Origin of the sequence: Pseudomonas veronii (assembly GCF_001439695.1) — a bacterium.
Classification (GTDB): Bacteria; Pseudomonadota; Gammaproteobacteria; order Pseudomonadales; family Pseudomonadaceae; genus Aquipseudomonas; species Aquipseudomonas veronii.
In genome coordinates this window covers 171587-187198 of sequence record NZ_JYLL01000001.1, presented here as the reverse complement: position 1 = coordinate 187198, position 15612 = coordinate 171587, and the positions used below count along the sequence as shown (strand labels likewise).

Genomic DNA, 15612 nt, shown 5'->3' with positions numbered 1-15612 from the left:
GAGACTTTTTGTGAGCGAACTCATTCGCGTACCTGACATCGGCAGCGGTGAAGGTGAAGTAATCGAGCTGTTTGTGAAGGTCGGCGACACCGTCGAAGCCGACCAGAGCATCCTGACCCTGGAATCGGACAAGGCGAGCATGGAAATCCCTGCTCCCAAGGCCGGCGTGGTCAAGAGCCTGAAAGTGAAGCTGGGCGATCGCCTGAAAGAAGGCGACGAACTGCTGGAGCTGGAAATCGAGGGCGCCGCCGCTGCGGCCCCTGCTCCAGCTGCTGCGGCAGCACCGGCGCCAGCGCCGGCTGAAAAACCTGCTGCTGCCGAGGCCCCTGCGGCCCCGGCTGCCGCACCGGCCGCAGCCACCATCCAGGACATTCATGTCCCGGACATCGGCTCGTCGGGCAAGGCCAAGATCATCGAACTGCTGGTCAAGGTCGGCGACACCGTCGAAGCCGACCAGTCGCTGATCACCCTGGAGTCCGACAAGGCCTCCATGGAAATCCCTTCGCCGGCTGCCGGCGTGGTGGAAAGCATCGCGGTCAAGCTGGAAGACGAAGTCGGCACTGGCGACTTCATCCTCAAGCTGAAAGTCCAAGGCGCTGCGTCGGCTGCTGCCCCGGCACCGGCCGCTGCGCCGGCTGCCAAGGCTGAAGCCGCACCGGCCGCCGCGGCTCCAGCTCCAGCTCCAGCGCCTGCCGCAAACGCCGAGGCCGCACCGGCCCCGGCGGTGGCACCGGCACGAAGCGGTGCCAAGGTTCACGCCGGCCCTGCCGTGCGCCAACTGGCCCGCGAGTTCGGCGTCGAGCTGAACGCCGTCACGGCCACCGGCCCGCACGGTCGCGTGCTCAAGGAAGACGTACAGGTTTACGTCAAATCCATGATGCAGAAAGCCAAGGAAGCCCCGGCTGCCGGCAATGCTACCGGTGGTGCGGGCATTCCGCCGATCCCGGTCGTAGACTTCAGCCGCTTCGGCGAAACCGAAGAAGTGCAGATGACCCGCCTGATGCAAATCGGCGCGTCGAGCCTGCACCGCAGCTGGCTGAACATCCCGCACGTGACCCAGTTCGACCAGGCCGACATCACCGACCTGGAAGCTTTCCGCGTTGCGCAGAAAGCCGTGGCCGAGAAGGCCGGCGTGAAACTGACCGTGCTGCCACTGTTGCTCAAGGCCTGCGCGCACCTGCTCAAGGAGCTGCCGGACTTCAACAGTTCGCTGGCGCCAAGCGGCAAGGCGATCATTCGCAAGAAGTACGTTCACATCGGCTTTGCCGTCGACACCCCGGATGGCCTGCTGGTACCGGTCATCAAGAACGTCGACCAGAAGAGCCTGCTGCAACTGGCTGCCGAAGCCGCTGCGCTGGCTGCCAAGGCCCGCGACAAGAAGCTCACCGCGGACGACATGCAGGGCGCATGCTTCACCATCTCCAGCCTCGGTCACATTGGCGGCACTGGCTTCACGCCAATCGTCAATGCGCCGGAAGTGGCGATCCTGGGCGTTTCCAAGGCGACCATCCAGCCGGTATGGGACGGTAAAGCCTTCCAGCCGAAGCTGATGCTGCCACTGTCGCTGTCCTACGATCACCGCGTGATCAACGGCGCCGCGGCGGCACGCTTCACCCAGCGCCTGAGCCAACTGCTGAACGACATCCGCACCATCTTGCTGTAAGCCGCGACGGGCCTCCCTTGCACGAGGGAGGCCCGATTGCATCGATTTCCGAGCGCCACGCTCGTACCTCAACCCCGCCACTTGGCGGGGCTTTTTTTGCGCGTTTCTTGGACAGTAAAAACAGGGTTGTACACCACCTATCACCCCGATTGCAGAAATCGACCGCGTAGCCGATATAACCCTTATAGCACTTAGCCTTCATCCTCTCTTGTCAGCCTGGGCTGCATGATGCAACCTTGCTGCAGGCAACAGTAAAGAGGGCGTGAGCCCGGCGCCGAGTGCGTTTTTTCAAGTGAGCTTCCCCATGAAAAGCCAACCCGATGTCGCCCGGACGGCGGCCGAGGTAGTGACGCAATTACCGGTGCCTTCGCGCCTCGGTATGCTGCGTTTCGAGCGGCTGAATGAGGCAAGCTGGGCCCTGCTCTACCTAGACCCCAATTGCGAGCGCCAATTCGGCCTGCCGGCGGTTGAACTGTGCGCGCTGATCGGCTCGCCCTACGCCAGCCTGATGGAGCCACAGGCGCGCTATCAACTGCACGATGCCATCCAGCAGCAACTGGCCGAGAGCCCTCATTACCTGGTGCGCTACACCCTGCACACCAACGACGGCCCTCTAAGCCTGCTGGAACTGGGCGAAGCCTACAAACAACACAATCGCCACCTGCTGCGGGGCTACCTGATGGTGGTCGACGGCCTGTTCAGCGAGATCCCGTCGACAGCGCCGACAGCAGACCTGGAAAGCCAGAACAGCCGGCTGCAGATCGCCCTGGAACTCAACCAGCGCGCGCAACAGGAACAGTTGCTGCACCTGGAACGGGTACGCGCCCAGCAAGAGCTGATCCTGCTGCTCGCACGCCAGCGCTACACCACGAATAATTCGCTGCAGGAAGCCGCCGAGCTGATTACCCGCAGCGCCTGCGATATCTATCAGATCGATTGCGCCAGCATCTGGAACCTCGAAGGCCAGCGCCTGGTACCGATTTCGGCGTACCAGCGCGCCGATCAGCGCCACCACTTGCCTGAGCCAATTGACGCCAGTGGCTTTCCGGACTATCTCGAAGCCCTGCAAACCAGCCGGGCGATCGATGCTACCAATGTCATGCGCGACCCACGCACCCGCGAAATGGCCGAATCGCTGCAGGCCAACGACGTGTATGCAATGCTCGACGCGAGCATCCGTGTCGATGGCCAGGTCGTGGGTGTGCTGTGCCTGGAACAAAGCGGCTGCACACGCGTCTGGCAGTCCGACGAGATCGCCTTTGCCGGCGAGCTGGCGGATCAGTTCGCGCAAGTGATCAACAATCACAACCGTCGTACCGCCACCAGCGCCCTGCACCTGTTTCAGCGCGCGGTGGAACAAAGCGCCAACGCCTTCCTGCTGGTCAATTGCGATGGCGTGGTGGAGTACGTCAACCCCAGTTTTACCGCGATCACCCAGTACAGTACCGAAGAGGTCCACGGCCATCGCCTGGCGCAATTGCCCGCGCTGGAAAACCTCAGCGAATTGCTGTTCGACGCGCCGTCGAGCCTGGCCAAGAGCAACAGCTGGCAGGGCGAGTTCAAGAGCCGACGCAAGAACCTGGAACCCTATTGGGGCCAGCTGTCGATCTCCAAGGTCTATGGCGACAATCGCGAGCTGACCCACTACATCGGCATCTACGAAGACATCACCCAGACCAAGCTGGCCCAGCAGCGCATCGAGCGCCTGGCCTATACCGACAACCTGACCAACCTGGGCAACCGTCCGGCGTTTATCCGCAACCTCGACGAACGCTTTGCCCGCGACAGCGACAGCCCGATCTGTCTGTTGCTGGTGGACATCGACAACTTCAAGCGGATCAACGACAGCCTCGGCCACCAGACCGGCGACAAGCTGCTGATCAGCCTGGCCCGGCGCCTGCGCAACAGCCTCAGCGCCGGTGGCAGCCTGGCGCGCTTTGCCAGTAACGAATTTGCGGTATTGCTCGACGACACCGACCTGGAGAGCGGCCAGCTCGTTGCCAGCCAACTGCTGGCGACCCTCGACAAGCCGATGTTCGTCGACAACCAATTGATCAGCGTCACCGGCTCCGTGGGCCTGGCCTGCGCGCCGCTGCATGGCCGCGACCCGCAAACCCTGATGCGCAACGCCGGCTTGGCCCTGCACAAGGCCAAAGCCAACGGCAAACACCAGGTACAAGTGTTTACCGAAGCGCTGAACGCCGAGGCCAGCTACAAACTGTTCGTGGAAAACAACCTGCGCCGCGCCCTGACCCAGAACGAGCTGGACGTGTTCTACCAGCCCAAGCTGTGCCTGCGCAGTGGCCGCTTGCTGGGCATGGAGGCGCTGCTGCGTTGGAACCACCCGGAAAAGGGCATGATCCGCCCCGACCAGTTCATCAGCGTGGCCGAAGAAACCGGCCTGATCATCCCCATCGGCAAATGGATCGCCCGCCAGGCCTGCCGCATGAGCAAGCAACTGAGCGCCGCCGGCCTGGGCAACCTGCAGGTGGCGATCAACCTGTCGCCCAAACAGTTCTCCGACCCGGACCTGGTGGCCTCGATTGCCTCGATCCTCAAGGAAGAAGAACTGCCGGCCAACCTGCTCGAACTTGAGTTGACCGAAGGCCTGCTGCTGGAGGCCACCGAGGATACCCGCCTGCAACTGGACCAGTTGAAAAGCCTGGGCCTGACCCTGGCCATGGACGATTTCGGCACCGGTTACTCGTCGCTGAGCTACTTGAAAAAATTCCCGATCGACATCATCAAGATCGATCGCAGCTTTATCCACGAAATCCCGGACAACCAGGACGACATGGAAATCACCTCCGCCGTGATCGCCATGGCCCACAACCTCAAGCTCAAGGTCGTGGCCGAAGGCATCGAGACCGCCGAGCAGTTGGCGTTCCTGCGTCGGCACCGTTGCGACGTCGGCCAGGGCTATCTGTTCGACCGGCCCATCCCCGGTTCAGAGCTGCTCGAGAAGCTTAAACGCTACCCTCGCGGGCCAATCGCCTGACAGCGCTGTAACACTCGGGCACACTGGCTGTCTGATTCTTTACTGTTAACTCAACCTGACGAGAGGACTGCTCATGGTCTTGCGCTCGGAAATTCTGGTGAACAAAAACGTGCTTCCTACTGCAGAACAAGCTTTGCCTGGCCGCGAAACCCCGATGACGTTGCCGGAGACGCACTTCGTCAACGGCAACCCGCTGCTCGGCCCGTTCCTCGACGACGTCGGCTTCGCGATCTTCGGCCTGGGCTGCTTCTGGGGCGCAGAACGCAAATTCTGGCAGCGCGATGGCGTGGTCAGTACCGTGGTCGGTTATGCCGGCGGCTACACGCCGAACCCGACTTACGAAGAAGTCTGCTCGGGCCTGACCGGCCATAGCGAAGTGGTGCTGGTGGTGTATGACCAGGCCAAGGTGAAATACGAAGACTTGCTGAAGATGTTCTGGGAACTGCACAACCCGACCCAGGGCATGCGCCAGGGCAACGACATCGGCAGCCAGTACCGTTCAGTGATCTACGCCACCACGCCGGAGCAATTGGCGGCGGCGCAGGCCAGTGCGCAGGCGTATCAGCAAGAGCTGACCAAGGCTGGCCTGGGCCCCATCACCACGGAAATCGACGAGGCCCCGACGGTGTACTTCGCCGAGGCGTATCACCAGCAGTACCTGGCGAAGAATCCGCAGGGCTATTGCGGGATTGGCGGTACAGGCGTGACCTGCCCGATCTAAAAAAATGTGGGAGGGGCGGTGCGACGGTTCGACTTGCCCCCGATAGCAATGTATCAGGTACAGATGTATGGACTGATACACCGTTATCGGGGGCAAGCCCCCTCCCACATGGGCCTGCGCCAGACTCGGTTACTCAGCAATCAGCCAATCCATCTGCCACCCGCCCTGGGTCTGGCCCAGTTGCTTGGACAGCCACGGCAGCAGCTCACGCAACTCCTCCTCCAAGCCCCACGGCGGGTTGGCAATCGCCAGGCCCGAGCCGGTCAGGGTGTTGGGCGTGTCCAACGGATGCACCAGCAATTCGACGCGCAGCAGCTTCGGCGCACCGGTGCCGGCCAGGTCCTGGTAGAAACGGCGCAACATGCGCTGGTCCTTCACCGGGTACCAGATCGCTGCGACCGTCTGGCGCATGCGGCCGACCGCCTCTTTGAGCGACGCCGCGCAGCGCTGCATTTCGTCGAGCTGTTCAAACGGCGGGTCGATCAGCATCAGCGCACGCTTTTCCGGCACCGGCAGCAACGCGCGTGGCACATGCCAGCCTTCGCCCAGGTGAACCTTGACGCGACGATCGCCCTTCATGTTGTCCTTGAGCAGCACGCCGTCTTCCGGGTGCTTTTCATTGAGCAGCACGCGGTCCTGGGGGCGGGTCAGGCGGCGTGCCAGTTCCGGCGAACCGGGGTAGTAGCGCAACTGGCCATCCGGGTTCATCTCGTGCAGCACGCGCATGTAGTCGGCGGTCAATGGCGGCAGATCGCTCTTGCCCCACAGACGGGCGATGCCTTCCAGGTATTCACCGGTACGGTTGGCCTGATCGCCCTGCAGGTCGTACAGACCGATCCCGGCATGGGTATCGAGGTAGGCGAACGGCTGCTCCTTGCGCGACATCAAGGCGATGAGGCGGGTCAAGGTCAGGTGTTTGAAGACATCGGCGTGGTTGCCGGCGTGAAAGGCGTGACGATAATTCATGGTTGCTCCTGCGCAGGGGGCGAAGTTTACCTGCTACACGGGCAAAGGTGCAGGGCCGCATGCCGGGCGGTGCTTATGCCGCAAAGACAGGCGTCCTTGTGAAAACAATCTAATCCTTACAGCATGTGCGGGCTTGCCCGCGACACAAGCGACGCGGTATTACCTGCACTCCGCGATGATGCCATCGCAGCCAAGCCAGCTCCCACCCTGCCCGGGGGCGCCCTTAAAAACCAAGGAGGTCAACAATAACCATGAAAGACGCCACCATCGCCCTGCACCACGGCTTCAAGTCCGACCCGACCACCAAGGCCGTCGCGGTGCCGATCTACCAGAACGTCGCCTTCGAATTCGATAACGCCCAGCACGGCGCCGACCTGTTCAACCTGGACGTACCCGGCAATATCTACACGCGGATCATGAACCCGACCAACGATGTGCTGGAGCAACGCATGGCCGCGCTCGAAGGCGGTATCGCCGCGCTGGCCGTGTCCGCCGGCAGCGCAGCGATCCACTATGCGATCCAGACCCTGACCCGCGCCGGTGACAACATCGTCACCACGCCGCAGCTCTATGGCGGCACCTACACCCTGTTCGCCCACCTGCTGCCGAGCTTTGGCGTCGATGTGCGCTTCGCCCGCGACGATTCCGCCGCCGCCATCGCCGAACTGATCGATGACAACACCAAACTGGTCTACTGCGAGAGCATCGGCAACCCGGCGGGCAACATCATCGACCTGCAAGCCCTCGCCGACGTGGCCCACGCCCGTGGCGTACCGCTGATGGTGGACAACACCGTGGCCACGCCGATCCTGTGCAAACCGATCCAGTTCGGTGCCGATATCGTGGTGCATTCGGTGACCAAATACGTTGGCGGCCATGGCAACTCCCTGGGCGGCGTGATTGTCGACAGCGGCACGTTCCCGTGGGCGAAATACGCGGAAAAATTCCCCGGCCTCAACCAGCCCGAACCGGCTTACCACGGCGTGGTCTACACCGAAAAATTCGGCCCCGCCGCCTTCATCGCCCGCGCCCGCACCGTACCGCTGCGCAACACCGGCGCAGCGCTGGCGCCGATGAACGCCTTCCTGCTGCTGCAAGGCCTGGAAACCCTGGCCCTGCGCATGGAACGCCACACCGAGAATGCCTTGAAGGTCGCGCGGTTCCTGCAAGATCACGCCGAAGTCGAGTGGGTCAGCTACGCCGGGCTGCCCGATCATCCGCACCACGCACTCGCGCAGAAATACATGCAGGGCAAACCGTCGGCGATCCTGTCGTTTGGTCTGAAGGGCGGTTACGAAGCCGGTGTACGCTTCTACGACGCCCTGCAAATCTTCAAACGCCTGGTGAACATCGGCGACGCCAAATCCCTGGCCTGCCACCCGGCGTCCACCACCCATCGCCAGATGAACGAGCAGGAACAGGCCAAGGCCGGCGTGAAGCCGGAGATGATTCGCCTGTCGGTGGGGATCGAGGCGATTGAAGACTTGATCGAGGATCTGCAACAGGCGCTGGCTGCGACGCACGCCTGAGGCCAGGTAAGCGACCCGCGCGCCATGGCTAACATCTGCATGGCGCGTGAAGCAGGCGACCTTGTGCCGCAAGGTCGTCGGCGTAAAGGCAGTGAACATTCACGCCGCTGTCGGAAACCTGGCGCAACTCAGTAGCCCTTTTCCCAAAAGCAAAAAACCACCGAAAAATCCCCCGCCAAAACCACGACACCGCTCGAATCGCTATTTAAATTGCGCAGCCATGCTCATTCAAAAAGGACTGTTTTCATGGCAAGCAGCGACCGCCCTTCGAACCGATCACCATGGCTGGGGAGTCGCTAATGCCTCAGCCCTATGCCTTCATCAATGACCGCCAACAAACCTCGGTGGAGCTCAAGGCAAGTTTGCACTTGAACCCATACGCCGAAGCCAAGTTCGACACCCTCAATACTCACATCCGCAATGTTGTCGTACTGCCGGGACAGTTAGTGATCATCGGTGACGAAAGCACTGCGATCTGCACCCCGCAAGAGTCACACTTGATGCGAGCTGCCTGGGATATTCGGCATAGCGTGATGGCCGAAGGCGGGGATGCTTTTGCACTGCACAACTATGACTTGCTGAAAAAACTGCTGGGCTACGCTTCGCTGGGGATAGGCACGGCGGGTGATGCCTGGAGTCGACACTTGCAAAACATTGCAAAGACTCTCGAAGAAATTGATGCACTGCACAAACAATTCCTGCGCCGGGGAGGCGGTGCTACGCGAGATGAGTTCCTCGCTCGACGCCAAACCCTGTTTGCCAAACTGGACGCGCAAATGCGTAGTTTTGCGCGCTACGGCACAGGGCTACGCAATGAAGGTTCGATCAAAAAAATGCTGGGAATCTCGACCAAGAGCTATTTGCACAGCGGAGAGATAAAGAGGTACAGCGAAACGATTGCGCGGGTTTCGAAGACGGCAAAGCTGCTGAAAAAAGGCACGCCGCTGGGCATCGCGTTGAGTACGACTGCAACGGCGTTGGAGATCAAGGAGGCGTGTTCCACTGGAAGAGAGGAGCACTGCAGGAAAGCGAAGTATGTAGAGGCAGGTAAATTGACCTTCGGTGTAGCAGGAGGAATCCTTGGAGGTCAGATCGGAATGGGCTTGTGTGTCGCCGTAATGGCTCCTACAACCGGGCCATTCGCCTTGAGCTGTCTTTTGATAGCCGGCGGAGTCGGAGGCGCTGTTTTCGGGCACTGGGGTGGTGAAATTGGCGCTACGGCTGGAGAGGTTCTGTATGAATATTGAGTACTTCCTCAATCTCCCCACGAAAGACCAAATAGCACTTGGGTCAGCGGCCGCAATGCTCATAGCGGTTATTCTCGATCTATTTCTGGCCTATCGGAAATTAGAGGTGATGGAGCGCTATTTGGATCAGTGCAGCCTCTTGAGCACGTACAAACATCTTTTGAGCAACTCCTTACGTGGAAGATTGGGCAGGCTATGCGTGGTCTACGTGGCAATCGCTCTGCCGCGATGGAATGCAAAACGTGGCGTCGTTGATTTACAGCAGGTGGAGGCGTTTCCGAGCTGCCTAAAACTTGCTCTTCACGGGACAGCCCTGATCGGACTAGTCGGAGTTGCAGGCGCGACGATCTTTCATTTCCGTGATCAATTGAACGTATAAGCACCCGATTGCAGGGGCCAGATTTTGTTTGGTCGCTATCTACTTTGCTTAAGCACCAGAAGGAAAAACGGCCCGCTATCCAAAAGATAGCGAGCCGTTTTCTTCAACACATCAGGCGCATAACGCCCGAGGTTTTATTTGTTGAGGTTGTAGTCTTTCTCGGCAGCATCAAAGCGCTCAACCATACCCGCAGTCGGCGCGCCCAGCTTGCTGACGATGTAGATCGCCAGGCTGGCGAAGATGAAGCCTGGGATGATTTCGTACAGGCCCAACAATTCGAAATGCTTCCACACGATCACGGTGATCGCGCCGACCAGAATGCCAGCCAGTGCGCCGTTGCGGGTCATCTGCTTCCAGATCACCGAGATCAGTACCACAGGGCCGAACGCGGCGCCGAAGCCGGCCCAGGCGTAGCTCACCAGGCCCAATACGCGGTTATTCGGGTTGGCGGCCAGGCCGATGGCGATCACGGCCACCAGCAGCACCATGGCGCGGCCGACCCACACTAGCTCAACCTGGGAAGCGTTCTTGCGCAGGAAGGTCTTGTAGAAGTCCTCGGTCAGGGCGCTGGAGCACACCAGCAATTGGCAGCTCAAAGTGCTCATGACCGCCGCCAGAATCGCCGACAGCAGAACGCCAGCAATCCATGGGTTGAACAGCAGCTTGGCCAGCTCGATAAACACGCGCTCGTGGTTCTCGGTCACGGGGCCGGCCACTTCCGGGTGCGCCGAGAAGTAGGCGATGCCGAAGAAGCCCACGGCCACGGTGCCGCCCAGGCACAGGATCATCCAGGTCATGGAGATGCGACGCGCCTTGGCGATCGACTTCACCGAATCCGCCGCCATGAAACGCGCGAGGATGTGCGGCTGGCCGAAGTAACCCAGGCCCCAGCCCATCAGCGAGATGATGCCGATGAAGCTGGTGTTTTTCAGCATGTTGAAGTTGTCGGGGTTCTTCGCTTCGATCGCCAGGAACGTGGTATCGATACCGCCGGTGGCCAGCAGCACGATGATCGGCGTCAGGATCAGCGCGAAGATCATCAGGGTGGCTTGTACGGTGTCGGTCCAGCTCACGGCCAGGAAACCACCGACAAAGGTGTAGGCAATCGTCGCCGCCGCGCCGGCCCACAGCGCAGTCTCGTAGGACATGCCGAAGGTGCTTTCGAACAGACGGGCACCGGCCACGATGCCGGAAGCGCAATAGATGGTGAAGAACACCAGGATCACTACTGCGGAGATGATCCGCAGCAGGCCGCTTTTATCTTCGAAACGGCTGGAAAAGTAATCCGGCAGCGTCAGGGCGTCGCCGTTGTGCTCGGTCTGCACGCGCAGGCGACCGGCCACGAACAGCCAGTTGAGGTACGCACCGACGATCAGGCCGATGGCGATCCAGCTTTCCGACAGGCCGGACATGTAGATCGCGCCCGGCAGGCCCATCAACAACCAGCCGCTCATGTCGGAAGCACCGGCTGACAAGGCAGTCACCACGCTACCGAGGCTGCGACCGCCCAGGATGTAATCGGAAAGGTTGTTGGTGGAGCGATAGGCCATGAAGCCGATCAGCACCATTGCTGCGATGTAGATCACGAACGTGATCAGGGTTGGATTACTAACGCTCATAGAAGTGACGCCCTGGCTTTGTTTTTATGTAGCGGCGGTCTGTCAGACGGCCACCCACTGATCCAGTGAGTAAACGTAGCTGCATCGCGCGCATTTATGACTGACGTTTCCCCAGGAAAGCCGTCAGCCGATGAACCACACCATACGGGTGGTTGCACCTTGGCCGCGAATGCTATTCAACAAAGCAAATAAGGTGCAACCAGTTTCTCGCGAATAAGTTGCACCTCGATGTGTTTTACAGAAAACACCGCGTTTTTGCTCCTTTTCGGAGCAAGAACAGCCGATCTCAGAAGCAAATGCACCAAAGTGCAGCGGATTCGGTCGAGTGTCGGTTTTTTCCCGATGGAACGGCGAAAAATTCATGCATAAAAAGGGTTGCACCCGGTTGCACCTCTTCCAGACCGAAGCTAATCTTGCCGCCAGCTGATGCCACTCGGTAGTGGCACCCATGAGGATAAGAAAATGGCTACAACCACCCTTGGGGTCAAACTCGACGACCCGACCCGCGAGCGCCTGAAGGCGGCCGCGACCTCCATTGATCGCACGCCGCACTGGCTGATCAAGCAGGCGATTTTCAATTACCTGGAGAAACTCGAGGGTGGTGCAACCCTGACCGAGCTCAATGGCTTGAGCAGCAAGGAGGCCGATGACGCCGGCGAGGTCCAGGCCGACCACGCCCATCAGTGCTTCCTCGAGTTCGCCGAGAGCATCCTGCCGCAATCCGTACTGCGCGCCTCGATCACCGCCGCTTACCGCCGCCCGGAGCCGGAAGTGGTGCCGATGCTGATCGAACAGGCTCGCCTGCCGGCCCAGATGGCCGAAGCCACGAATAAGCTGGCCGCGTCGATTGCAGAAAAACTGCGCAATCAGAAGAGCGCCGGCGGCCGTGCCGGCATCGTCCAGGGTTTGCTGCAGGAATTCTCCCTGTCGTCCCAGGAAGGCGTGGCACTGATGTGCCTGGCCGAAGCGCTGCTGCGCATCCCCGACAAAGGCACCCGCGACGCACTGATCCGCGACAAGATCAGCACCGGTAACTGGCAACCGCACCTGGGCAACAGCCCGTCGCTGTTCGTCAACGCGGCCACCTGGGGCCTGCTGCTGACCGGCAAACTGGTCGCCACCCACAACGAAGCAGGCCTGACCTCATCCCTGAGCCGCATCATCGGCAAGAGCGGCGAGCCGATGATCCGCAAGGGCGTCGACATGGCCATGCGCCTGATGGGCGAGCAGTTCGTCACCGGCGAAACCATCGCCGAAGCCCTGGCCAATGCGAGCAAGTTCGAAGCCAAGGGTTTCCGCTATTCCTACGACATGCTCGGTGAAGCCGCACTCACCGAACACGATGCACAGAAGTACCTCGCCTCTTACGAACAAGCCATTCATTCCATCGGCAAAGCCTCGAACGGCCGTGGGATTTATGAAGGCCCGGGCATTTCCATCAAGCTGTCGGCCCTGCACCCACGTTACAGCCGTGCCCAGTACGAACGGGTGATGGACGAGCTGTACCCGCGCTTGCTGTCCCTGACCCTGCTGGCCAAGCAATACGACATCGGCCTGAACATCGATGCCGAAGAAGCCGACCGCCTGGAACTGTCCCTGGATCTGCTCGAACGCCTGTGCTTCGAGCCGCAACTGAGCGGCTGGAACGGCATCGGTTTCGTGATCCAGGCCTACCAGAAGCGCTGCCCGTATGTGACCGACTACGTCATCGACCTGGCGCGCCGCAGCCGCCACCGCCTGATGATCCGCCTGGTAAAAGGCGCGTACTGGGACAGCGAAATCAAGCGCGCCCAAGTTGAAGGCCTGGAAGGCTACCCGGTCTATACCCGCAAGGTGTACACCGACGTGTCCTACATCGCCTGCGCACGCAAACTGCTGTCGGTGCCGGAAGTCATCTACCCGCAGTTCGCCACGCATAACGCCCACACCCTGTCGGCTATCTACCATATCGCCGGTCAGAACTATTACCCCGGCCAGTACGAGTTCCAATGCCTGCACGGCATGGGCGAACCGCTCTACGAACAGGTCGTCGGCAAAGTGGCCGAGGGCAAGCTGAACCGTCCGTGCCGCGTGTACGCCCCGGTCGGCACCCACGAAACCCTGCTGGCCTACCTGGTACGTCGCCTGTTGGAAAACGGCGCCAACACCTCGTTCGTCAACCGTATCGCCGACCAGTCCATCTCGATCCAGGAGCTGGTGGCCGATCCAGTGGCCAGCATCGAGCAAATGGCGACGCTGGAAGGCGGCTTCGGCCTGCCGCACCCGCGCATTCCATTGCCACGCGATCTGTACGGCAGCGACCGCGCCAACTCGGCCGGTATCGACCTGGCCAACGAACACCGTTTGGCGTCGTTGTCCTGCGCCCTGCTGGCCACCGCGCACAATCACTGGAAAGCCGCGCCGATGTTGGGTTGCGCCGCCAGTAATGAAGCTGCGACGCCGGTGCTGAACCCGTCCGACCTGCGTGATGTGGTCGGCCACGTACAGGAAGCGACCGTCGATGACGTCGACAACGCGATCCAGTGCGCCATCAACGCCGGCCCGATCTGGCAGGCGACCCCGCCCGCCGAGCGCGCCGCGATCCTTGAACGCGCCGCCGACCTGATGGAAGGCGAGATCCAGCCGCTGATGGGCCTGCTGGCCCGCGAAGCCGGCAAGACCTTCGCCAACGCCATCGCCGAAGTGCGCGAAGCTGTGGACTTCCTGCGTTACTACGCGGTGCAGGCGCGTCACGATTTCACCAACGACGCCCACCGCCCATTGGGCCCGGTGGTCTGCATCAGCCCGTGGAACTTCCCGCTGGCGATTTTCAGTGGGCAAGTCGCCGCCGCACTGGCCGCCGGCAACCCGGTATTGGCCAAGCCTGCCGAGCAAACCCCGCTGGTGGCCGCACAAGCGGTACGTATCCTGCTCGAAGCCGGTATTCCGGAAGGCGTGCTGCAACTGCTGCCGGGCCAGGGCGAAACCGTTGGTGCGCGCCTGGTCGGCGATGATCGCGTCAAAGGCGTGATGTTCACCGGCTCCACCGAAGTCGCGCGCCTGCTGCAACGCAATGTCGCCGGACGCCTGGATGCCCAGGGCCGACCGATCCCGCTGATCGCCGAAACCGGTGGCCAGAACGCAATGATCGTCGACTCTTCGGCCCTGACCGAACAAGTGGTCATCGACGTGGTGTCGTCGGCCTTCGACAGCGCCGGCCAGCGTTGCTCGGCCCTGCGTGTACTGTGCCTGCAGGAAGATTCTGCAGACCGCGTCATCGAAATGCTCAAGGGCGCCATGGCTGAATGCCGTTTGGGCAACCCGGAGCGCCTGTCGGTGGATATCGGCCCGGTGATCGACGCCGAAGCCAAGGCCGGCATCGAGAAACACATCCAGGCCATGCGCGACAAAGGCCGCGCGGTGTACCAAGTGGCGATCGCCGACGGCGAAGAGATCAAGCGCGGCACCTTCGTGATGCCCACCCTGATCGAGCTGGAAAGCTTCGACGAGCTGCAACGGGAGATCTTCGGCCCGGTGCTGCACGTGGTGCGCTACAAGCGCAAGGAGATCGACCAGTTGATCGGCCAGATCAACGCTTCCGGCTACGGCCTGACCCTGGGCGTACACACGCGCATCGACGAGACCATCGCCAAGGTGATCGACAACGTTCATGCCGGCAACGTCTACGTCAACCGCAACATTGTCGGGGCGGTGGTCGGCGTGCAGCCGTTTGGCGGCGAAGGTTTGTCGGGCACCGGCCCGAAAGCCGGTGGTCCGCTGTACCTGTACCGCCTGCTGTCGACGCGTCCTACCGATGCGATCGAGCAGTCCTTCGTTCGCGGCGATGCATTGTCCGCACCGGACGTGCGCCTGCGCGACGCCATGAGCCAACCGCTGACCGCCTTGAAAGCCTGGGCCGACAGCCACACGCTCAGCGACCTGAGCGCCCTGTGCAGCCGGTTCGCCACGCAATCGCAAAGCGGTATCACCCGCCTGTTGGCCGGCCCGACCGGCGAGCGCAACAGCTACGCCATCCTGCCCCGCGAGCACGTACTGTGCCTGGCAGAAGTAGAAGGTGACCTGCTGACCCAACTGGCGGCGGTATTGGCCGTCGGCGGTTCGGCGGTATGGCCGGAAACCGAGCTGACCAAAGCCTTGTTCCCACGCCTGCCGAAAGAGATTCAGGCGAAGATCAAGCGCGTGGCCGACTGGACCAAGGACGATGTGCTGTTTGACGCAGTCCTGCACCACGGCGATTCCGATCAACTGCGCGCGGTTTGCCAGCAAGTGGCCCAGCGTGGCGGGGCGATTGTCGGGGTACATGGTTTGTCCCAAGGCGAGACGGCAATTGCCCTGGAGCGTCTGGTGATCGAGCGTGCGCTGAGCGTCAACACCGCAGCGGCGGGCGGTAACGCCAGCCTGATGACCATCGGCTAACTGCCGGAACGCGGTAAAAAATGTGGGAGGGGCAAGCCCCCTCCCACATTTTGGCTGTATTTCAATTCCTCGTC

The 15612-nt window shown here is 61.4% G+C and carries 10 protein-coding genes; 7 read left to right on the top strand and 3 right to left on the bottom strand.

Annotation, left to right across the window (positions count from 1 at the left end; translation table 11 throughout):
- The first annotated feature begins 10 nt into the window (after positions 1–10).
- The 3 genes from aceF to msrA all read left to right on the top strand — a co-directional run bounded on the left by aceF (position 11) and on the right by msrA (position 5382).
- Complete coding sequence (aceF, locus tag TU80_RS00780; RefSeq protein WP_057003652.1) at positions 11–1663, top strand: dihydrolipoyllysine-residue acetyltransferase; 1653 nt, start codon at positions 11–13, stop codon at positions 1661–1663.
- Positions 1664–1967: 304 nt separating this feature from the next.
- On the top strand, positions 1968–4661 hold the full coding sequence (locus TU80_RS00775; RefSeq protein ID WP_046384941.1) for a putative bifunctional diguanylate cyclase/phosphodiesterase: 2694 nt from the start codon (positions 1968–1970) through the stop codon (positions 4659–4661).
- Positions 4662–4734: 73 nt separating this feature from the next.
- A complete protein-coding gene (gene msrA / locus TU80_RS00770; RefSeq protein WP_017849811.1) occupies positions 4735–5382 on the top strand; it encodes a peptide-methionine (S)-S-oxide reductase MsrA in 648 nt (215 codons plus the stop codon).
- 129 nt (positions 5383–5511) lie between these two features.
- Here the strand turns inward: msrA and TU80_RS00765 are convergent, their stop codons facing one another.
- Positions 5512–6348 carry a 23S rRNA (adenine(2030)-N(6))-methyltransferase RlmJ gene (locus TU80_RS00765; protein WP_017849812.1) on the bottom strand — a complete coding sequence of 279 codons (837 nt, stop codon included), beginning with the start codon at positions 6346–6348 and terminating at the stop codon, positions 5512–5514.
- 251 nt (positions 6349–6599) lie between these two features.
- Here TU80_RS00765 and TU80_RS00760 point away from each other — a divergent pair, with 251 nt between their 5' ends.
- The 3 genes from TU80_RS00760 (at position 6600) to TU80_RS00750 (ending at position 9503) form a co-directional block, all read left to right on the top strand.
- Positions 6600–7877, top strand: a complete 1278-nt coding sequence (locus TU80_RS00760; protein WP_057003651.1) for an O-acetylhomoserine aminocarboxypropyltransferase/cysteine synthase family protein — start codon at positions 6600–6602, stop codon at positions 7875–7877.
- Positions 7878–8176: 299 nt separating this feature from the next.
- A complete protein-coding gene (locus TU80_RS00755) occupies positions 8177–9124 on the top strand; it encodes a hypothetical protein (RefSeq protein ID WP_057003784.1) in 948 nt (315 codons plus the stop codon).
- Entirely contained in the window at positions 9114–9503 is a 390-nt protein-coding gene (locus TU80_RS00750) for a hypothetical protein (RefSeq protein WP_057003650.1), read from the top strand. Before TU80_RS00755 ends, TU80_RS00750 begins: the two co-directional genes overlap by 11 nt.
- 134 nt (positions 9504–9637) lie before the next feature.
- On the opposite strand, the gene putP is transcribed toward TU80_RS00750, so the two are convergent.
- Both putP and TU80_RS32990 read right to left on the bottom strand, forming a co-directional pair.
- Positions 9638–11122, bottom strand: coding sequence for a sodium/proline symporter PutP (putP, locus tag TU80_RS00745; protein ID WP_046384943.1), 1485 nt, complete (start codon positions 11120–11122; stop codon positions 9638–9640).
- 123 nt (positions 11123–11245) lie between these two features.
- Positions 11246–11503: a hypothetical protein gene (locus TU80_RS32990; RefSeq protein ID WP_126588441.1), complete on the bottom strand. Its 258-nt coding sequence runs from the start codon at positions 11501–11503 to the stop codon at positions 11246–11248.
- Between the two features lie 81 nt (positions 11504–11584).
- On the opposite strand from TU80_RS32990, the gene putA reads away from it, so the two are divergent.
- Positions 11585–15538: a trifunctional transcriptional regulator/proline dehydrogenase/L-glutamate gamma-semialdehyde dehydrogenase gene (gene putA, locus TU80_RS00740; RefSeq protein ID WP_057003649.1), complete on the top strand. Its 3954-nt coding sequence runs from the start codon at positions 11585–11587 to the stop codon at positions 15536–15538.
- Positions 15539–15612 lie beyond the last annotated feature (74 nt).

Coding starts and splice junctions, on each gene's coding strand:
- putA (WP_057003649.1), top strand. CDS start 11,585: ATGGCTACAACCACCCTTGGGGTCAAACTCGACGACCCGACCCGCGAG.
- putP (WP_046384943.1), bottom strand. CDS start 11,122: ATGAGCGTTAGTAATCCAACCCTGATCACGTTCGTGATCTACATCGCA.
- TU80_RS00765 (WP_017849812.1), bottom strand. CDS start 6,348: ATGAATTATCGTCACGCCTTTCACGCCGGCAACCACGCCGATGTCTTC.
- TU80_RS00760 (WP_057003651.1), top strand. CDS start 6,600: ATGAAAGACGCCACCATCGCCCTGCACCACGGCTTCAAGTCCGACCCG.
- msrA (WP_017849811.1), top strand. CDS start 4,735: ATGGTCTTGCGCTCGGAAATTCTGGTGAACAAAAACGTGCTTCCTACT.
- TU80_RS00750 (WP_057003650.1), top strand. CDS start 9,114: ATGAATATTGAGTACTTCCTCAATCTCCCCACGAAAGACCAAATAGCA.
- TU80_RS00775 (WP_046384941.1), top strand. CDS start 1,968: ATGAAAAGCCAACCCGATGTCGCCCGGACGGCGGCCGAGGTAGTGACG.
- TU80_RS00755 (WP_057003784.1), top strand. CDS start 8,177: ATGCCTCAGCCCTATGCCTTCATCAATGACCGCCAACAAACCTCGGTG.